Below are 18,897 nucleotides of genomic sequence, written 5' to 3'. Positions count from 1 at the left end.
TTCCTTAGCGGTCAATATCCGGAATCACCAGGTCAAGGCTGCCGAGCAGCGCCAGGGCATCGGGCAGCAGCATTCCCTTGCCCGCCTCGCCAAAAACAAGCAGATTTGAAAAACAGGGGGTGCGCCACTTGAGCCGCCAGGGGGTGCCGCTGCCGTCGCTGACGGCGCGGATACCCAGAAGACCGCGCGCCGTTTCAACAGCATGGTAATAGTCGCCCTTGGGCGGTTTGATGGTTTTGGGAACCTTGGCCGCCATAACCGGGCCTTGCGGCAACTGGTCGAGGGCCTGCTCGATGATGCGCAAGCTCTGTTCAATTTCGTCCATGCGCACCTTGTAGCGGGCCATGGAATCGCCCTCGGCATACACAGGCACGTCAAAGGCAAAGCGGTCATAAACGCCGTAGGGCTCGTGCTTGCGCACGTCGTAGGCAATGCCCGCACCACGCGCAACCGGGCCGGTGGCGCCGTATTTGCGGCACATCTCGGCAGACACAACCCCCACATCCACAAGGCGTTGCTGGATAATGAGGTTTTTGGAAACAAGAGAATCATACATGGGCAGACGCTTGCGCATACGCGTAATAAATGCCCGCGTACCTGTTACAAAAGCATCGTCAATATCGTTGTACACGCCGCCAAAGCGAAAGTAACAGTACGTGAGGCGCGACCCGGTAACGGATTCCAGCAGATCCAGAATCTGTTCGCGGTCGTCAAAGGCGTACAAAAGCGGCGAGAACCCGCCAAGATCAAGCACAAAAGCTCCAAACCAGAGCAAATGGCTTGAAACCCGGTTCAGCTCGTTGGTGATGACGCGGATGTACTCGGCGCGTTCCGGCACTTCAATGGAAGCGGCGCGCTCGACCAGGCAGGCATAGCCGTGGTTGTAGGCAAGGGCATGCAGGTAATCCATGCGGCCCGTATTGGGCATAAACTGCGCCCAGGTGCGGTTTTCGGCCATTTTTTCGTGCATGCGGTGGATGTAGCCAAGCACAGGCTCGGCCTCCACTATATACTCGCCGTCCATGACCATCTTGACGCGCAAAACGCCGTGCGTAGCCGGGTGCTGCGGGCCAAGGTTCAGAACAAAGCGCTCGTCTGTGGGACTTTGGGCAAGATAGTTCATGCGCTGTAGTCCTTGAGCAAGGGGTGGTATTCCGCGTCTTCGGGCAACAACAGGGGGATGAGGTAGGGATGCCCAATAAAGACGATGCCAAAGAACTCGTGAATCTCGCGCTCGTGCCAGTGGGCTATGGGATAAATTTCGGCGATGGTGTGGATCTGCGGGTTGGAGCGCGGCGTGCGCACTCGCAAGCATACCCTGTGGCGGGCGGCATAGAGGTTGAAGTCGTACACCACTTCAAGCTCGTCTTCCTGCGGTATGGATTTCTGCACAGGGGCTTCAGGTGGGGCGACCTGGCTGGTATCAGTCGCGTCCGCTGCACTGGCAGCGGCGGTTTCGGCAGCCTTTTTTGCTATGGCTTCGGCCTCCTTGCGCAGGGTCTCGCATTCGCCAAGCCAGTCTACCCCTGTCATTCCTTCAAGAAAGTACCCCGCTCCGTCCATGATGCCCACGGCGGCAAGCAGGGAGCTTTCCGGCAGCGCCACATCAAGATCATAGCCCACAGCGGCATGATCTGCGGCGCGAACCCTGGCTCCGGGCAGGGCCGCCAACTGTGCGTCAAGGGTGTCTGCTTTCATGACGTATGCCCTCCTGCTTCGTTGCCCGCCTTGGCATCCCCGGAGGCTCCCACAGGGACACCCGCAGCATCCTCGGCAGGGGCCGGGGGCGCTTGCGCCTCCGCCTGCATTCTGGCCGCCTGCGCCGCCGCAGGGCCGGGAAGCCCGGGAGGCGTAACCACGGGCCAGCGCCGGGTGCCTGTGAGCTTTTCTTCCAGCTTCAAGATGCCTTCAATCAGGGCTTCCGGCCTTGGCGGGCACCCAGGAATGAACACATCAACAGGAAAAAGCTTGCCCACCCCTTCCACCACGGCGTACTGCCCTTCATACACAAAAGGCCCGCCGGAAATGGCGCAATTGCCCATGGCGATGACCCACTTTGGTTCGGGCATCTGGTCGTAAAGGATCTGCACAGCCGGGGCCATCTTTTTATTGATGGTTCCGGAAACGATCATCACATCGCTCTGCCGGGGCGATGGCCTGAACACCTCGGCCCCAAAGCGCGCCAGATCAAAGCGGGACGCGCCGGTCGCCATCATTTCAATGGCGCAGCAGGCAAGGCCGAATGTCATGGGCCAGAGCGAATTGGCCCGGCACATGTCCAGCAGCGAATCCAGCCGCGAAAAGTGGACTACCGATCCGAATATATTTTCCGTTGCCACTGGAACACTCCCTTTTTCCACGCGTACAGAATGACGAGGGACAAAATGCCCACGAACAGAAAAACTTCCGCGAACGTCAGGAAATCACTGATGGGAGAAGCCTTGTTGTAGATAACCGCAACAGGGAAGAGAAAGAGAATATCAACGGCAAATGCGAGGAACAGCAGCGAATACATATAATATACCGCGCCGAATTTGATCCAGGCATCGCCAATGGGGTCAATGCCGCACTCAACAATCTGGCGGGTTTTGCCCACAGTGTTGCGAGTGATGCGAGGGGCAAGAAAAAAAACTATTACAAAAGGCCCCAGAGCAAAGCTCATACCACCAAGGCAGAATGCCATTATGTAGACAATGTCAACAAGTTCGCTGCTAGACATAAATTTTTCCTTGTAATAGGAATAAAATTTACGAAAAGATATACTTGATCAATCCACAAACAATTAAAACAACAGTTGCTTGTGAATTTATAAATTAATGTAAATACTACTCCGCCAGAAAGTTTGTGTCAATAATTGTTAAAAAAAATACATGCTTCTGTTCAAAAATGTACAATTAAAGGAATTTTTTGTTCAATCATATTAGTGCATTAATCATTTATTTGAAATTGCGTACAATCACAAAAAGTGAAAAAAACAATTTTATTTTCATTGCTGGCGGTAAGCATATCTAATAACACCCATAAACAAGCTGAAATTATTTACTATTTTTGTTTTGTACTATTTTATTAATAAAAATAGCACAAAAAATCATAAAAATTGCAGCTTGTCGCACACGGCTGAATGGTGGTCAGGGCGTTGCCGCAGCGAAAAAAGAACTCTGTGGGGGCAGTGGTTTGCGACTGCGGGCAACTGAGAGACCAAGGCTCCAGTGCAAATAAAAAATATCCCCCAGCCCTAGCGGGGCCTACATACCAAAAAGGCGCATTGGGGTAACTCCAATGCGCCGCAGTCCGTTTAGCCTCCTGCAAAACCTTCAGAAAAACTTACCTCAAAATCGAAAGTCCCGCTGACCGCTTTCAATGGCGGTAAGGTATTCCACAGCCTTGTTGCGCACCTTGTCGCTGGGAATTTTGTTCAGTTCCTGCTCTATCATGGCAAGGCCCATCTGCCGGGTTTGCGGCGAGGCGTAGTCCTGCAAATATTCCTTGAGGGTCAGCAGGGCGTTGGGGTGACAGCAGTTCAAAATCTGCTGGCTCTTGCACAGGCTCATAAAACGGTCGCCAGTACGGCCCTCGCGGTAACAGGCCGTGCAAAAACTCGGCACATGCCCCTGCTCCATGAGCCAGCGCACCACCTCGTCCAGCGTGCGGCGATCGCTCACATCAAACTGCGCGGAATTGTCTTCTTCCGGCTCCGGCTCATAGTACCCGCCAACGCTGGTGCGTGAACCGCCGCTGATCTGCGAAATGCCCAGAGGCAGCACCTTTTCACGCACGGCCTTGCTCTCACGCGTGGAAACAATCATGCCCGTGTACGGCACAGACACGCGGATACAGGCGCAGATGCGGGCAAACGTATCATCGCTGATGCCGTTATCGAACACGTCAGGGTTGATGTCGTCTGCGCGGCGAATGCGCGGCACGCTGATGGTGTGCGGGCCAACGCCCTGCACGGCTTCGAGGTGCTCGGCGTGCATAAGCAGAGCCGCAAATTCATAGCGGTAGCCCTCAAGACCAAAAAGAACCCCCAGGCCCACATCGTCAATGCCGCCCTGCATGGCGCGGTCCATGGCCTCGGTGTGCCAGGCGTAGTCGTGCTTGGGCCCTGCCGGGTGCAGCTTTTCATAACTCTGCTTGTGGTAGGTTTCCTGAAACAGAATGTACGTGCCAATGCCAGCATCCTTGAGCATTGCGTATTCTTCCACCGTGGTCGCCGCTATGTTCACATTCACCCGGCGGATGGCCCCGTTCTTGTGCTTGATGCCGTAAATGGTCTTGATGCACTCAAGTATATACTCAATGGGGTTCATGGTGGGGTGTTCGCCCGCCTCAAGCGCAAGACGCTTGTGCCCCATATCCTGCAAGGCAACCACCTCGCGGGCCACTTCTTCCTGACTGAGTTTTTTGCGGGCGATGTTTTTATTCTGCGAATGGTAGGGGCAATACACGCAACTGTTGATGCAGTGGTTTGAGAGATACAGCGGCGCAAACATGACAATACGGTTGCCGTAAAAGTCGTGCTTGATCTGGTTGGCAAGCCTGTACACCTGCTCCACTTTCTCCGGCAGCTCGCAGGCAAGCAGCACTGAGGCCTCGCGGTGGGTCAGACCCTTTTTTTGCGCGGCCTTGGCAATGATGGAGTCAATAAGTTCTGCATCGCGCGCGTGCTCGGTTGCATAGCTCAAGGTATCGAGCACTTCACTGTGGTCAATAAATTCATCTGCGCGCAACGACTGGGGATTATACATAAAAAACCTCCGGCAAGACCCATATTCTCAGGCGGTGCGGGCGGGTGACCAGCCATATTGGCATAGAGAACTCGGCAGGCGGACTGTGAAAAAACATCCCTGAGGATTGCTTTTTCGCAAAAAGAGAAAATACAGGCTGCAAACTTAACGTTTCTATGGGCGGCATTTCCAGCCAGGAACTATCTCACCGAAATCAAAAATTTTATGCATAAGGCTGTCCACTGGGCATGTGAACGGCCAAAGTGCGCTGTGTGCGGGCTGCCTGTTGACCTGGATAAATGGCCAGGGACAGCCCAGCATTCAAACTGGCCGACACGGGGGGCAAACCGTGTCGGCCGTGGGTCTGGCCCGAGGGGTCTTGGGGTCCCTCAGGTGGAAAAGGCCGTGGCTTTATTCGTACGGATAGGCGGTACCCTCAAACTCCTTGTGGCGAGGGTTGGGGTATTCGCCTGAAGCCGTAAGAGCCTTGAGGCCTTTTGATTTATCAAACCACTTGGTGTGGAGGTTTTCTTCTGATTTATGGCTCAGGGGCTTGCCGAGCCAGGAATCGTAAAGTGCCTTTACCTGCGTATTGTCCTGGCTGGCGCGCTTGGGAAAGGCTGAGTCGGCACTGTACACGGCGGCAGAGCGGTCGCTCATGTAATCTTTGAAATCCTTGGCGGCGGCGTAGGCCTTGTTGGCCATGCGAACCCCAAGCAGCAACCCGCCGGAAAGAATACACGCGCCTTTCAGAAATCCGCGTCTGGTGGTGGCAATGATAGACATGGGCGGCCTCCTCTAGGCTTTGGGCTGGGTGTTGGCAAGACGCTGCTTCAATCCGGCAAACAGGCTTGTGGCCTTGCGTTCCGCGCTTTGCAGCATGTTGGGCATGATGGGCTGCCCGCCGCCGCACACGCACCCGCCGGGGCAGGCCATAAATTCAATGAAATGATACGGCGATTTGCCCGCCCGCACTTCATCGCACACCTGGGCAAAGCGTTTTGCGCCATGCACAACCGCCAGATGCAGTTCAATGCCGTTGACGGTTACCGTATATTCCTTCAGGCCCTTGAGCCCGCGCACCTGCTTGAAATCCCACGATTCCGGCCGCTTGCCGGTTACAGCCTGATAGGCGTAGCGCAAGGCCGCTTCCATAACGCCGCCGGACACGCCGAATATGGTCGCGCCGCCGGTGGATTCGCCCATGAGGCTGTCGCGCTGGCCGTCGGGCAGCTTGTTAAAGTCAATGCCCGCCTGACGGATCATGTAGGCCAGTTCACGCGTGGTCAGGGTGGCGTCGATGTCGCGCAGGTCATTCTGTGCATATTCCTGACGCAGACCTTCGTACTTTTTGGCTACGCAGGGCATGATGGAAACAGTATACAGGCTCTTGGGGTCGTACTTGGCCTTTTCTGCGCCATAGGTTTTGGCAAGGCGGCCATTCATGGCCACAGGCGATTTACAGGATGAAAAATGCGGCAACAGGTCGGGATAGAAGGTTTCCGCATACTTTTGCCAGCCGGGACAGCAGGAGGTGAATTGGGGCAGATCGCGCTTTGCACCGAGGCGCTCCACAAACTCAGAGGCTTCTTCCCAGATGGTCACGTCAGCGGCAAATTCCGTATCCCAGCAGTTGGAGAAACCAAGCTGCTTGAGGGCTGCCAGCATTTTGCCTGTTGTAACGCTGCCGGGGGCAAGGCCAAAGGCTTCGCCAAGAGCGTAACGCACAGAAGGCGCAGGCATGGCAATGCATTTGACGCTTTTGTCCTGCAATTTCTTTTGCAGCTCCGGCACCCAGGTCTGCACCTCATAGATGGCCATTTCCGGGCAGTGGGTCAGGCACTGGGCGCAGTTGATACATGGTTCTGGGTGGGCAATCTTGTGCGTGAGGCCGGTTTCGCCATAAATGGCGCCGCTGGGGCAGTATTCCTGACAGGAATCGCAGCCGATGCATTTTTCGGGATCAATCTGCACAAAAAACATCTTGTCGCCGTCCGCGCCCTGGGGGGGCACATTGAGCTCGTACGCGATGTGTTCCATTTCAATGCGCGGCATTACAGCCTCCTGGCGGGTAACAGGTTGATTTGTTCACAGCGGCGCGTTTGCGTCCGCCTGGTGATTCTGCAAGTAAATTCGGGCCTAGGCCGATGCGTGAGGCGCGCCAGAAACGGCACAGGACACAAGGCCTGAAACAACATCCTCTGCCGCTGGCTCCTGCCAGCGGGCAAGGGTGTGGCTGCGCCCAGCCCCTTCAATGGCCTTGCGCGCGCCAAGCATGTCCACACGGTTCTTATTGTCGTAAATGCAGTACTGACTGCCGTAAGCTGACGGCGTAAACGAGGGCATGAGCACATTGCCGCCCGCCAGCAGGCCGTTGCGTTGCCCGCCTTGCGCGTCCACCGTTGCCAGGGCCGTAGTGGCGGGAATGTTGGCCCAGGGCATGACAATGCGCATGACGGCCATCACACGCAGGGCGAGCTGCGCGCTGCCCGCAGGATACGCGCCAAGCGGCGTGTCGTGCTGCGGAATGAACGGCCCGGCCCCGCACATGGAAACCCCAAGCCTGCGGGCCAGAATAATGTCGTCTGCCAGCGTGTTCAGGCTCTGACCGGGCAGGCCCACCATAAAACCGGAGCCGATCTCGTAACCAAGCCGCTGCAAAACACGCAGGCTGGCAATGCGCTCCGCCAGCACATGCCCAGGATGCAGGGCCTCGTAGAGCAATGGATCGGCGGTTTCGTGCTTGAGCAAAAAACGCACTGCGCCGGCTTCTTTCCACAAGGCATATGCGGCGCGCGGATGCTCGCCCACGCTCAGGGTCACGGGCACGTTGAGTCCGCCGCGCAGGCAGTCAATCACATCGGCCAGCCACATGGGATCAATGGCGTATTCACCCGATTGCAGCACAATGGTGTCTGCACCCAAGGCAACGGCGCGCGTGGCGGCTGCCATGATCTCCGCCTTGGCAAGCGTGTATCGCCGCAGATTGGCGTTCTCGCAGCGCAAACCGCAGTAGCGGCAGTTGCGCCTGCACGAATTTGAAAATTCTATGAGACCGCGAACATGCACATGCGCGCCTTTTTCTTCTTCCAGCACACGGGCGGCACGTTCGCAAACCGCCTCAAAGGGCTGTGCAAACAGGAGATCAAGTATTTCTTCGCGGCGCATGCTTTACCACCCAATCCTGTGCCATGAACCGCCACTGCCAGCCAAACCAGCACGTGTGCAGCCCGAGATGTCCAACGTACTAAGAAAATGTGTTACAAAATTTAAAAAAGTAACACTAAACAAGCAAGAAACTCCCAAAAAGATCGACCACCACCCGTGTTCGTCCACGCAGGCGTTGTCGCTGTGGGCATGACAGAGCACGGCATGTGCGCACAGTGTTTTGAGCAGATTGCCCCTTGGTAACACTTTTGTCAATTACGTAACAACATTTTATTTAGCAAAAAGGACTCACCTTGCTTTGCCTACAATTTAACATTTGTTAATTAAGATAGTTAGCTTGTTTTGCCCACAACCGGATTTCGGACGCACTGCCCGCTCAGACCTGTGAAACGGCGTCAAAAGCCGTCAGAGCAGCGGGAAAAGGCTCAAGAACCCTGCGCAGCACGCCCTGCACATGCGAGATAGCCAGCCCGTAGTTGGTCATGGGAATCCCCTGCTCATGGGCGCGCCCCAGGCGCGCAAGCATACTTTGCCGATTGAAGGTGCAGGCTCCGCAGTGGATTATGAGCCTGTAGGGGCTGAGATCGTCAGGAAAATCCCGCCCCGCCAGATTATCCACGCGGATGTCGCCCCCGGCGTACTGCCTGAGCCAGCGCGGTATCTTGACCCTCCCGATGTCGTCCGCAGAAGGATGATGCCCGCAGGCCTCGGACACCAGCACGGCATCGCCGGGCTGCAACTGGTCTATGGCAGCCGCGCCCCTGGCAAAAGCCGCCAGATCGCCCTTGAAACGGGCCATGAGGATGGAAAACGTGGTCAGCGGGATATCTGGCGACGTGTCTGCCACAGCCTTGAGCACAATCTGCGAATCGCAGACCACGAGAGCGGGTTTTTTGTTCAGCCGGGCCAGCGCAGGGGCCAGTTCCCGCTCTTTCACCACCATGCAGGAGGCGTCGCTGTCGAGAATATCGCGTATGGCCTGCACCTGCGGCAGTATGAGCCGCCCCTTGGGCGCGCCAAGGTCAATGGGAACCACCAGCACTGCCAGTTCGCCCGCTGGCAGCAGGTCGCCCAGCAGGCGCGGCTCCGCAAACCAGTGTTCCGGCGCAAGGGCCGCCAGAGCTTCACGCACCTGCCCCATGCCCTTGCCTGTCATGGCGGATACGCTCATCCAGCGGATGCCGTCCTTATCCAGCCCGCCAAGCTGCCCGGCAGAAGGGGCTGCCAGATCGCACTTGCCAAAAACCACACCAAAAGGAATTTTGCGCTCACGCAACTGGCCCACAAAAAAATCTTCATACTCGCCCCACTGCCCCGGCTCCACGGCCAGCAGGGCAACATCCGTACGCTCAAGGGCCTTGAGCGTGCGCTCCTTGCGCAGCTCGCCCAGCGCGCCCACATCGTCAATGCCCGCAGTATCAATAAATACCACAGGCCCGAGGGGCGCCAGTTCCAGCGTTTTTTCAACCGGGTCGGTGGTTGTGCCGGGCGTGTCGGAAACAATGGAAACCTGCTGCCCCGCCAGTGCGTTGAGCAGGGACGACTTGCCAACATTGCGCCGACCATAGATGCCTATGTGCAGGCGCAGACTTTTGGGTGTTTCATTCATGCCAGAAGCTCCGGTTGCGTAACTTACCCGCCTGTTGCCCTACCTGTGCCCAAGGGCCGTTGCGGCCTCTGCGCTGAGCAGCTTGTCCACATCCTCCGCCTTAATCAGGCCCCGCTCCAGCACCACCGCGCGCACGCTCTGCCCGTTTTTGTGCGCCTGGGCGGCTATTTCGCCCGCAAGCGCATAGCCAAGCACTGGCACAAGCGCAGTAACCGTGGCAAATGACCTGCCAAGATGCCGGGCGCAGGCGGCTTCGTCAGCCTCAAGGCCCAGCACGCAATTTTCGGCCAGCATGGTATTGGCCTGCGCCAACAGATGCATGCTGCCAAGCAGGCAATCCGCCAGCAGCGGCATGAATGCGTTAAGCTCCAGTTGCCCCATAAATGCGGCCTGGGTCACGGCGCTGTCATCGGCCACGACCCGCAGAGCGGCCTGTGATGCGGCCTCGCAGATTACGGGGTTGACCTTGCCCGGCATGATGCTTGACCCCGCCTGCCTTGCTGGCAGTTTAAGCTCGCCTATTCCCGCCGAGGGGCCGGATGAAAGCAATCGCAAGTCAGCGCAAATTTTGAATAAATTTACTGCATGGGCTTTAAGGATGCCGGAAACTTCAACCAGTGGATCAACATTCTGCGTGGCGTCCACCAGATTTTCTGCCCGCGAGAGGCCCAGCCCCGTGACCTCGCGCAGCTTTTCGATCACCAGAAAAATGTATTTGCGGGGGGCGGTTATGCCCGTGCCCACCGCCGTGCCGCCAAGGTTGACCACGCGCAGCCGCTCCGCGCACTTGAACACGCGCCAGCGGTCGCGCGAGAGGCATTCCGCCCAAGCGGAACACTCCATGCCAAGAGTCACGGGCACGGCATCCTGCAACTGGGTGCGGCCCACCTTGAGAATATGGCGAAAGGCCAGTTCTTTTTCCTGAAAGGCAGATTGCAGGGCTGCAATGGCCAGTTCCAGATCCTTGAGCAGAAACAGGGCGGCAACCCGCACCGCAGTTGGGTACACATCGTTGGTGGACTGGTGAAGGTTCACATGCCGCAGGGGAGCTATGCGGGCGTAAGAGCCAAGGCTGCCCCCAAGCAGTTCTTCGGCCCGGTTGGCAAGTACCTCGTTCATATTCATATTGGTGGAGGTTCCCGCGCCGCCTTGCAGGGCATCCACCACAAAGGCATGAGCCAGACCGCCCTGGGCAACCTCGCGGCAGGCATCGGCAATGGCCTGCGCCTCGGGTTGCGGCAGATAGCCAAGCTCCGCGTTGGCGCGGCAGCAGGCCAGCTTGACGAGCGCCATTGCCCGCACAAGCTCCGGCCTCACGGCTCGGCCCGAAAGTGGGAAATTTGCCAGCGCGCGGGCCGTATGCACGCCCCAGTATGCCGACAATGGAACATCCACTGCGCCCAGAGCGTCCGATTCCTGCCTGTACGGCTGCGTATTTGGCTGCGCAACACCCGGCTGCGCGCCGGAGCCGACAGAGCCTGCCTTGCCGGAACTGCACATCAGTCACCCCTCCCTGCAACGGGCATTTCCCTCCGCCGCAGCTTCAGACAAAACTCCCGCTCCCTATCTGCTACTTGACCGCCCGCAGGGCAAACATGGGCACAGGATTGTACGTTTCATCGCGGTGGGCGTAGATGCGCGCGCTCAGGCCGTGGTCGCACCAGCAGTCTGAAAAACCGGAGTTGCGCAGGGTCTGCACGTCCCATACCGGGCGGGATTCTGAACTGAGCGGCAATTGGCGGCGAATGTTTTCGCATTCAAGCATCATGTCGTCATTTATGCCCACATGCTGATCCGCCAGATCCAGAAAAGAAACCGAGCCGTAGTCAGCGTCAAAATTCAGGAGCACCCCGCCGGGCCGCAGCACGCGGTTCCACTCCCGGTACGCGGCGGCGGCATCCTGAAGCGTCCAGGTGAGGTTGCGCGAAATCACAGCGTCAAAACTTGCGGATTCAAACTCAAGGCAACAGGCATCCATGCGCTGAAAGGCCACATCGCACCCGGCTTGCCGGGCAAGGGCCGAGCCTTCGTCCAGCATGGCCTGGGTCATGTCCACGCCGCAGACGCAATGGCCCTGTTCTGCCAGCAGAATGGCAAAAAATCCGGCCCCGGTGCCCACATCAAGGATGCGCAATGGCCTTGCCTCTGGCAGATGGGGCATTATTTCCGCCAGCCACAGGGATTTTTTCTCACAGGCAAGCTCATGACGCCGTATTTCGCCGTAGCTTTCGGCCCGGCGCGACCAGTAGTTTTCTATGCGGCCCGTGAGCGTCGGGCCGGGGACGGACATGGCATCCGGAATGGCGCAGGCTGTATCTGTAGCGTATTGGCTCATAAAGACTCCTTGAATTTTTGCCGGATCAATACCGCTCAGCCATTCCAGGCCGAACGAAACAGGATTGCCGAACTCACCAGTTTTTGCGCATAGGGGTGCGAAACGCCAGCCAGCCCTGTGCCCGAGGCCTGTTCCACAATGCGGCCCCGATGCATAAAAAGAATATCATCGCACAGATAGGTCACGGCCTGAAGGTCGTGCGCAATAAAAAAATAGGTCATGTTGCCCTTGAGCTCGCGCAGCAGGTCAAGAATGCGGGTCTGCACCGAAACATCCAGCGAGCTGATGGCCTCGTCAAAGACCACAAAGCGGGGATCCGTGGCGATGGCGCGGGCAATGCACACCCGCTGCAACTGACCGCCGCTGACCTCATGGGGCAAGCGGTCTGCAAGGTTAGCGGCAAGGCCAACGCGATCCATCAGCGCAAGCACTGCCTTGTCCGACCCAGCACCTCTGCCGCAGGCCAGCAAAGGCTCGCGGATGATGCCGCGGATGGTGTAGGCCGGATTGACCGAGGTTGTGTAATCCTGAAAAACCACGCTCATGCGGCCAGGATTGCGCCGCAGCCACTGGGCCACACTCTGCCCTTCTAGCAATACCGTGCCGCTGCTTGGGCGCTCCAGCCCGAGAACAAGGCGGCTCAGCGTGCTTTTGCCGCTGCCGCTCTCGCCCACCAGCCCCACGGTCGCGCCCACGGGGATGTGGAAACTCAGGTCATGCAGAACAGGTTTGGGCTGGGGATTCCACAATCCACCCTTGCCATAGCTTTTGCAGATATTTCTTACCTCAAGCATGGGCGCGCTCCAGCATGGCTTCAAAACCCCGCGTCAGCGCAAGCCTCGTGCGGATGAGATACTGCGTATATTCGTGCTGCGGCGCGTTAAACACGGTTTCCGCAGGGCCGTATTCCACGCAGCGGCCATCCTTCATCACAAGTACGGCATCTGCCAGACGCTGCACCACGCCCAGATCGTGCGAAACAAAGATCATGGCGGTATTGCACTGTGCCCGCAGTTCCAGAAACCGTTGCACGACCTCAAACTGCGTTTCCGCATCCAGTGCCGTGGTGGGTTCGTCGGCAACGATGATCTGCGGCTCAAGGGCCAATGCCAGAGCAATCATGCAGCGTTGCAGCATGCCGCCTGAAAGCTCGTGCGGGTAGCTGCGCAAAACTTCCTGCGGCGCGTCAAGGCGCACGCGCCCGAACATGGTTACGGCCAGATCATCTGCCTGCCCGGCGGTGTACGCCCCATGCGCAGTCAGGGTTTCCCTAAACTGCGCCCCCATGGTGTACAGGGGGTCAAAGGCTGTCATGGGCTGTTGCAGCACCATGGCAATCTTGCTGCCCCGGAGCTGGCGCATCCGCTCCGCCGGGGCATGCACAAGATCAATACCGTTAAAAACAGCCGTGCCCTCACCCGCAAGCGTGGGCGGCAAAAGGCCCATGATGCTGCGGCAGGTCAGGGTTTTACCGCTGCCGCTTTCGCCCACGATGCCAAGGCAGGCCCCGGCGGCAAGCGTAAAGTTCACGCCGTGCACAAGCGCCTGCCCGTTTGCGCGCTGCACCACGCGCAGATCGCGCACATCAAGTACATGGGGCACCGCGCCGCAGGACGGCTCCTGCTTTTGGCAATCTGTATTGAACGCGCTCACAGGCTCACCCCCTGCAGGGTGGTGTGGGCTGGGTCAAGGGCATCGCGCAGGCTGTCGCCCAAAAAGTTGAAAGCCGCCACAACCAGCAGGATTGTCATCCCTGCGGGCAGCATCTGCTGCGGATACATGGACATGATGTCCTTGGCGTCGCTGAGCATGGCTCCCCACTCCGCCGTGGGCGGCTGCACGCCGAGGCCCAGAAAGGACAAAGCCGAAACCGACAATATCACCGCCCCGGTATCGAGCGTTGCCAGCACAATGATTTCGCCCAGCGCGCCGGGCAGCAGATGCCTGCGGAAGATGTGCCACATGCCGCAGCCCGCCACGCGGGCAAAGCGCACATAGTTGACGTCCGTATACTGCATGACCACAGAGCGAACCATGCGCGTGTACCAGGGCCACTTGGCAATCACGCTGGCAATGACCACATTGCCAAGCCCCGGCCCAAGCATGCCCACAATGGCCAGAATGAGCACCTCGCTGGGAAAGGACATCATCACATCGCAAAAGCGCATGATGGTTTCGTCAACCTTGCCGCGACAGAAACCGGCCACAATGCCCAATCCGCTGCCGATAACAAGGGTTATGCCCATGGTGAGCAGCGAAAAGCCCAGGGTGGCGCGCCCGCCCCAGATGAGCCGGGACAGCACGTCCCTGCCGAGCTGGTCGGTACCAAGGGGATGCGCCAGCGACCATGCTGCAAATTTGTTTCTCACATCAATGGCCGTGGGATCCCACGGAGCCGCCAGGGGCGCGCACAGCGCAAGCGCCGCCACGGCAAGCAGAAAGCACAGGCAGACCATGCCCACAGGGTCGTTGCGCAGCCGCCGCCATACCCTCATGCCTGCCCCCTGGCGCGCAGGCGCGGATCAATGACTGCGCACAAGATGTCCACCAGCAGGTTGCAGCCCACAAACATCACGGCCATCAGCAGCACATAGGCCTGAATAACGGGGAAATCGCGGTTAAAAATGGCGGTGACGCACAGCCAGCCGAGGCCGGGCCAGGCAAAGATGGTTTCTACCACAAAGGTTCCGGCCATGAGCTTTGGCAGCGACATGCCAAGCCCGGTCAGGGTGGATTGCAGGGAATTGCGAAAGATATGCCGCCAGATCATGCCCCGCGTGAGGCCCCTTGCCCGCGCATAGAGCACGGAATTCTTCTGTTTGTTCTGCACCATGCTGTTGCGGAGAAGCCGCGCATAAGTGGAAATATAGGACAAGGAGAGCGTCACTGCGGGCAGTATGACCGAGCTTGCGCCCTGCATGCCGCTGGTGGGCAACCAGTTGAGCTTGACGGAAAAGAGCCACATGAGCAGCAGCCCGGCCCAGAAACCGGGCGTGGCTGTGCCAAGAAAAATAAAACCGCGCAGCAGGTAATCCACGGTGCGCCCCTCGTACATGGCGCACGCAAAAGCCATAGCCACGCTGCACACAGCCATGAACAGGGTTGCCGTCAGCGCCAGCCACACGGTAGGGGGAAGCGCCTGGGCCAGTTCCTGCGCAACAGGCTTGTTGTCCACATAGCGCCTGCCCAGATCACCATGCGCTACGGCGCACATCCAGTCCGCATAGCGCGTCAGAAAAGGCTTGTTGAGACCAAGCTGCTCACGCGTGAGCGCCAGCACTTCGTCCGTGGGCACTATTTCGTTAACCCGAACAGCCACCTCTGCTGGGTCGCTGGGGCTGAGCTGGATGATGACGAATGAAACAAAAGAAATCCCCAGCAAAAGCGGGATAGTCAGCAAAAGGCGGCGTAGAATGTATGCTTTCATATATGTTGAGCATGGGACGCGGCCTTGCGTTTGTGCAAAACCGCGCCCCTGATCATGCCCGCAGCCTAGCGGGCGGGTGTGTTCTCGAAATACATTTTTTCAAAGGGAACTTCGTACTGCGACACGCCGAATCCAACGCCCTGCAAGGCTTTGGAATGCACTGCCTTGGTGCGAGAGTATGAAATGGGAACATACACGCCCTCGTCATGCACGTAGGTCAGAATTTCCTTATACATGGCTTTGCGGGCGGCTTCATTCGGCTCGATCATGAGTTGGGTGATGGTTTTATCCAGCCATTCCTTGCGCTCCATGCCCACCTGGGCCTGATAATCGCCGTGCGCGGGGATGCGCCAGGACGAAAGGTAGGACTGCGGGTCGTAGGGAGTTCCCCAAGAAAGCGAGTATTGCAGCTCAAAATCGCCTGTACGCTGGCGGTCAAGATAGGCCTGTTTTTCTTCGCCGATGATCTTCATTTCAATGCCGACCTTTTTCAGATCGCTCTGCACATATTCCGCCAGGGTGCGCTCCTGCGCGTTCTGCGAATTGTAATACAGGCGCACTATGGCCTTTTGCCCGTCCTTGGCGCGCAAGCCATCGGAGCCGAGCTTCCAGCCAGCGGCCTCAAGCATGGCTGCGGCTTTGGCCGGATCATAGCCGCACGCGGGCAGGCCAAGGTCGCAATAGGGCACAGTGGACGAAATAAGCGTGTCGGCCACACTTTCCGTGCCGTTCAGCACACCGTCCACAATGGCCTGCTTGTTGACCGCGTATTGCAGGGCCATACGCACGGCGCGGTCTTTGGTCACGGGTTGGTGCGCGTTGAGCAGGATAGCGCGCGAGGCGATGGGCTTGCTGATAAGGGTGGCGTACTTGCCTTCTTTTTGCAGCGCGTTAAAGGCATCCATGTTGAGCATGTCGCCGTCTGCGCCAAAAACCAGATCAATTTCACCCTTTTGCAGGGCAAGCATGATGGTCTGGTGGTCAGGCATGACGCGCCAGCGCACGGCCTGCAGCTTGGGCTGCGCGCCCCAGTAGTTTTTGTTGGCCGTAAACAGCGCGTACTGCTTGTCCTTGTGTTCGGTCAGCACCCAGGGGCCAGTGCCCACATAGCCGGAAACGCCGTCCTTGGTCTGACCATTGATAAAGGAGTTGGGCGAAATCATGCGGAAAGGCCGCACAAGCCCCAGCTCAACCAGAGTGGGATAATACGGATGCTTGAGCACAAGCCTGTAGGTGTGGGTGTCCACAACTTCGTTGCGCTCGATTTCGTTAACCATATCAAGCCATGCGTGGCGCGGCTTGTTGGCAACAATGGCGTCCATGTTCAGCTTAACGGCGGCAGCGTCAAGGGGTGCGCCGTCTGTGAAGGTCACGCCCTTGCGCAAATGGAATGTGTACACGCGTCCATCGGGCGAAATTTCCCAGCTTTCGGCAAGGCAGGGCTTCACTCCCTCGGGGGTATTCACCACCAGCGGTTCAAACACCATATTCTGGGCGGCCATTTCCCCGGAGTAAAGATGGGGATTGATGATGCGGATGTCCTTGGTGCTGGCGTAGACCATTTCGGTACGCTGCGCCTGGGTAGTGGATTTTTCATCATTCTGGCAGGCGGATATGTTCAGGCAGCAGATCAGGGCCGCCAGTACAAAACCGATTTTTCGCATATCGCGCTCCATGCGGCGAGGCAGATTTAGGGGTTGACAGTAGTAGCACTTTTTCTGCAAAGATAACATCGCCGTTGCAAGCAAATTCAGTAGCACGAATTGACAAAACGTGTCCATATGAAATCTTACGTCACTATCGGGGGAACGATGCGGAAAAAAGTTTTATCGCTTCTGGCTGCCGCAGCCTTGCTGCCTGGCATTGCCGCCACTGCGCAGGCTGTGGACTTCAAGACCAAGGGCGTCTGGATAATGAATTTTGAATATGGCGGCGGCGGAAATTTTATGGAACGGGGGCGCTCCACCAATGGGACACAAGGCAACCGCACCACTGGTTGGGGCCGTTATAATGAAGACCAGTTCGAGGCCAAGTCGCGTGTGCGCCTTCAGCTTGACGCCGTGGCATCAGAGGCGCTTTCCGGCACCGTGTATTTTGAGATTGGCCGCCAGTACTGGGGACAGGCCGGCAACAAGTCCGGCGCGGCCCTGGGGGCGGACGGCAACAACGTCATCAAGATCAAGCACAGCTACCTTGACTGGACCATGCCGCAAACCGACGTAAAGGTTCGCATGGGCATTCAGCGCATCTTTCTGCCGGACTACGTGACCGAAGCCTCGCAGGCCTTTGACGCCGACACCGCAGGCATAACGGTTTCCGTTCCCGTGAACGAGCACCTCTCGCTCACAGGATTCTGGGCGCGCGCCTACAACGACAACTGGGCCGGCAATGACAATTCTCCACAGAGCTATCTGGACAACTTTGATCTTTTCGGCCTTACCGCTCCCCTGCGCTTTGAAGGCGTCAACATCACGCCCTGGGGCATTGTGGGCGCGTTCGGCAGCAATACCTTTCGCAAGAACAATGATTTTTACGGCAAAAACAATGATGGTGCGGGCGCGCTGGGTGTCGCCCCTGCCACATATGCCCTCAGCAATGGCAAGGTCGGGCGGCAGATCGCCAATGCCTATTCCACCATTTTCTGGACGGGCCTGACGGGCGAAGCCGTGGCCTGGAATCCCTTTCGCCTGGCGTGGAGCTTTAACTACGGGCAGTCGGACACCGGCGTGGAAACCCTGAACCGCAAAGGCTGGTACGGCTCCCTGCTGGCAGAATACAGCATGGATTGGGGTGTGCCCGGCATCTACGGCTGGTATACGAGCGGCGATGACGGCAACGTGAAAAATGGCTCCGAGCGCATGCCCACCATTGAGGCCAACAACGAAAGCACCAACGGGCTGGACAGCTTCGGCACGCTTGGCACCCTCACCCTTGGGCGAGATACCCTGCTTGGCTCCACCTTTGTGGGAACCTGGGGCGTGGGCGCACGCGTAAAGGACGTGAGCTTTTTGGACAAGCTCAAACACACCTTCCACGCCAACCTGCTTGGCGGCACCAACAGCCCTACCATGGCCAAGTACATCAAGGGGCAGAAGGATGTGGACGGGCAAACCCTGTTCCGCCCCGATGTAACCCCCGGCAGCATGGGCGACTTTAACACGGCCAACTACTACGGCCTGTACCTGACCTCGCGCGACTATGCTGCGGAATTTGGCATCACCTCCACCTACCAGATGTACGACAACTTCAAGATTGTGGTGGAAGCCAACTACATTGCCCTGTGGCTTGACCAGTCCAAGGATGTCTGGGGCGGGTACACCACCACAAGCGGCGCACGCATGGGCGGCGTCACCACCCAGGACGCATGGAACGTCAACATGAGCTTTATCTACAAATTCTAAAGGCCACGCGCCTAGCATATACCCCTGAGTCCGGCAGGGAGGCTGATCCAGCAGCTTCCCTGCCGGGTACAATCCCCCCTCTTTTGCCAGCATACCACGCGGGCATTCTGCAGATATTCATGGTATCACAAGCTTGACTGTACCTTAGACAAACTATAGCTTGTGTTACAATTTTTAAAAAAATAACATGAATCAACAAGCTGGGCGGCATTCTTGCGCCCTTTTGCTGT

The 18,897-nt window shown here is 57.8% G+C and carries 16 protein-coding genes and 1 pseudogene; 1 reads left to right on the top strand and 16 read right to left on the bottom strand.

Going from position 1 to position 18,897, the window contains the following annotated elements; translation table 11 throughout:
- Window positions 1-4: 4 nt before the first annotated feature.
- The 16 genes and pseudogenes from ACUZ9P_RS11450 to nikA form a co-directional block, all read right to left on the bottom strand.
- Window positions 5-1,123: an NADH-quinone oxidoreductase subunit D gene (locus ACUZ9P_RS11450; RefSeq protein ID WP_022658760.1), complete on the bottom strand. Its 1,119-nt coding sequence runs from the start codon at window positions 1,121-1,123 to the stop codon at window positions 5-7.
- Window positions 1,120-1,698, bottom strand: a complete 579-nt coding sequence (locus ACUZ9P_RS11445) for an NADH-quinone oxidoreductase subunit C (protein ID WP_449249799.1) — start codon at window positions 1,696-1,698, stop codon at window positions 1,120-1,122. Before ACUZ9P_RS11445 ends, ACUZ9P_RS11450 begins: the two co-directional genes overlap by 4 nt.
- A gap of 158 nt (window positions 1,699-1,856) precedes the next feature.
- Window positions 1,857-2,324: pseudogene (locus ACUZ9P_RS11440) on the bottom strand (NADH-quinone oxidoreductase subunit B); the annotation flags it as partial.
- Window positions 2,309-2,719, bottom strand: a complete 411-nt coding sequence (locus ACUZ9P_RS11435) for an NADH-quinone oxidoreductase subunit A (protein WP_022658757.1) — start codon at window positions 2,717-2,719, stop codon at window positions 2,309-2,311. The gene ACUZ9P_RS11435 and the pseudogene ACUZ9P_RS11440, both read right to left, overlap by 16 nt.
- A gap of 610 nt (window positions 2,720-3,329) precedes the next feature.
- Window positions 3,330-4,748 (bottom strand): [FeFe] hydrogenase H-cluster radical SAM maturase HydG, encoded by a 1,419-nt coding sequence (hydG, locus tag ACUZ9P_RS11430; protein ID WP_449249798.1) that lies wholly within the window; start codon window positions 4,746-4,748, stop codon window positions 3,330-3,332.
- Window positions 4,749-5,138: 390 nt separating this feature from the next.
- On the bottom strand, window positions 5,139-5,513 hold the full coding sequence (locus ACUZ9P_RS11425) for an iron hydrogenase small subunit (protein WP_022658755.1): 375 nt from the start codon (window positions 5,511-5,513) through the stop codon (window positions 5,139-5,141).
- A 12-nt stretch (window positions 5,514-5,525) separates the two neighbouring features.
- Window positions 5,526-6,782 (bottom strand): [FeFe] hydrogenase, group A, encoded by a 1,257-nt coding sequence (locus tag ACUZ9P_RS11420; RefSeq protein WP_022658754.1) that lies wholly within the window; start codon window positions 6,780-6,782, stop codon window positions 5,526-5,528.
- A gap of 84 nt (window positions 6,783-6,866) precedes the next feature.
- Entirely contained in the window at window positions 6,867-7,895 is a 1,029-nt protein-coding gene (gene hydE, locus ACUZ9P_RS11415) for a [FeFe] hydrogenase H-cluster radical SAM maturase HydE (protein WP_449249797.1), read from the bottom strand.
- Window positions 7,896-8,271: 376 nt separating this feature from the next.
- Window positions 8,272-9,504 carry a [FeFe] hydrogenase H-cluster maturation GTPase HydF gene (gene hydF, locus ACUZ9P_RS11410; RefSeq protein WP_449249796.1) on the bottom strand — a complete coding sequence of 411 codons (1,233 nt, stop codon included), beginning with the start codon at window positions 9,502-9,504 and terminating at the stop codon, window positions 8,272-8,274.
- A 39-nt stretch (window positions 9,505-9,543) separates the two neighbouring features.
- Window positions 9,544-11,004 (bottom strand): aspartate ammonia-lyase, encoded by a 1,461-nt coding sequence (locus tag ACUZ9P_RS11405; protein ID WP_449249795.1) that lies wholly within the window; start codon window positions 11,002-11,004, stop codon window positions 9,544-9,546.
- Window positions 11,005-11,074: 70 nt separating this feature from the next.
- The gene (locus ACUZ9P_RS11400) at window positions 11,075-11,839 is read right to left on the bottom strand and encodes a class I SAM-dependent methyltransferase (protein WP_449249794.1); all 765 of its coding nucleotides are present in this window, start codon (window positions 11,837-11,839) and stop codon (window positions 11,075-11,077) included.
- A gap of 35 nt (window positions 11,840-11,874) precedes the next feature.
- Window positions 11,875-12,633, bottom strand: coding sequence for an ABC transporter ATP-binding protein (locus ACUZ9P_RS11395; protein ID WP_449249793.1), 759 nt, complete (start codon window positions 12,631-12,633; stop codon window positions 11,875-11,877).
- Window positions 12,626-13,492: an ABC transporter ATP-binding protein gene (locus ACUZ9P_RS11390; RefSeq protein WP_449249792.1), complete on the bottom strand. Its 867-nt coding sequence runs from the start codon at window positions 13,490-13,492 to the stop codon at window positions 12,626-12,628. Before ACUZ9P_RS11390 ends, ACUZ9P_RS11395 begins: the two co-directional genes overlap by 8 nt.
- The gene (opp1C, locus tag ACUZ9P_RS11385) at window positions 13,489-14,334 is read right to left on the bottom strand and encodes a nickel/cobalt ABC transporter permease (protein WP_022658747.1); all 846 of its coding nucleotides are present in this window, start codon (window positions 14,332-14,334) and stop codon (window positions 13,489-13,491) included. The genes ACUZ9P_RS11390 and opp1C overlap by 4 nt, the downstream gene beginning before the upstream one ends.
- The gene (gene opp1B, locus ACUZ9P_RS11380; RefSeq protein ID WP_449249791.1) at window positions 14,331-15,266 is read right to left on the bottom strand and encodes a nickel/cobalt ABC transporter permease; all 936 of its coding nucleotides are present in this window, start codon (window positions 15,264-15,266) and stop codon (window positions 14,331-14,333) included. The genes opp1C and opp1B overlap by 4 nt, the downstream gene beginning before the upstream one ends.
- A 65-nt stretch (window positions 15,267-15,331) precedes the next feature.
- Entirely contained in the window at window positions 15,332-16,930 is a 1,599-nt protein-coding gene (gene nikA, locus ACUZ9P_RS11375; RefSeq protein ID WP_449249790.1) for a nickel ABC transporter substrate-binding protein, read from the bottom strand.
- A 147-nt stretch (window positions 16,931-17,077) separates the two neighbouring features.
- On the opposite strand from nikA, the gene ACUZ9P_RS11370 reads away from it, so the two are divergent.
- A complete protein-coding gene (locus ACUZ9P_RS11370) occupies window positions 17,078-18,667 on the top strand; it encodes an outer membrane homotrimeric porin (RefSeq protein ID WP_449249789.1) in 1,590 nt (529 codons plus the stop codon).
- The last annotated feature ends 230 nt before the right edge of the window (window positions 18,668-18,897 follow it).

This window comes from Desulfovibrio intestinivivus (assembly GCF_053570665.1).
Note: the sequence above shows the minus strand (reverse complement) of the source record. Positions and strands in the feature narration are given on the sequence as shown.

Excerpts from the sequence above, each read along its gene's own strand:
- ACUZ9P_RS11450 (WP_022658760.1), bottom strand. The coding sequence starts at position 1,123 with ATGAACTATCTTGCCCAAAGTCCCACAGACGAGCGCTTTGTTCTGAAC.
- ACUZ9P_RS11445 (WP_449249799.1), bottom strand. The coding sequence starts at position 1,698 with ATGAAAGCAGACACCCTTGACGCACAGTTGGCGGCCCTGCCCGGAGCC.
- ACUZ9P_RS11435 (WP_022658757.1), bottom strand. The coding sequence starts at position 2,719 with ATGTCTAGCAGCGAACTTGTTGACATTGTCTACATAATGGCATTCTGC.
- hydG (WP_449249798.1), bottom strand. The coding sequence starts at position 4,748 with ATGTATAATCCCCAGTCGTTGCGCGCAGATGAATTTATTGACCACAGT.
- ACUZ9P_RS11425 (WP_022658755.1), bottom strand. The coding sequence starts at position 5,513 with ATGTCTATCATTGCCACCACCAGACGCGGATTTCTGAAAGGCGCGTGT.
- ACUZ9P_RS11420 (WP_022658754.1), bottom strand. The coding sequence starts at position 6,782 with ATGCCGCGCATTGAAATGGAACACATCGCGTACGAGCTCAATGTGCCC.
- hydE (WP_449249797.1), bottom strand. The coding sequence starts at position 7,895 with ATGCGCCGCGAAGAAATACTTGATCTCCTGTTTGCACAGCCCTTTGAG.
- hydF (WP_449249796.1), bottom strand. The coding sequence starts at position 9,504 with ATGAATGAAACACCCAAAAGTCTGCGCCTGCACATAGGCATCTATGGT.
- ACUZ9P_RS11405 (WP_449249795.1), bottom strand. The coding sequence starts at position 11,004 with ATGTGCAGTTCCGGCAAGGCAGGCTCTGTCGGCTCCGGCGCGCAGCCG.
- ACUZ9P_RS11400 (WP_449249794.1), bottom strand. The coding sequence starts at position 11,839 with ATGAGCCAATACGCTACAGATACAGCCTGCGCCATTCCGGATGCCATG.
- ACUZ9P_RS11395 (WP_449249793.1), bottom strand. The coding sequence starts at position 12,633 with ATGCTTGAGGTAAGAAATATCTGCAAAAGCTATGGCAAGGGTGGATTG.
- opp1C (WP_022658747.1), bottom strand. The coding sequence starts at position 14,334 with ATGAGGGTATGGCGGCGGCTGCGCAACGACCCTGTGGGCATGGTCTGC.
- opp1B (WP_449249791.1), bottom strand. The coding sequence starts at position 15,266 with ATGAAAGCATACATTCTACGCCGCCTTTTGCTGACTATCCCGCTTTTG.
- nikA (WP_449249790.1), bottom strand. The coding sequence starts at position 16,930 with ATGCGAAAAATCGGTTTTGTACTGGCGGCCCTGATCTGCTGCCTGAAC.
- ACUZ9P_RS11370 (WP_449249789.1), top strand. The coding sequence starts at position 17,078 with ATGCGGAAAAAAGTTTTATCGCTTCTGGCTGCCGCAGCCTTGCTGCCT.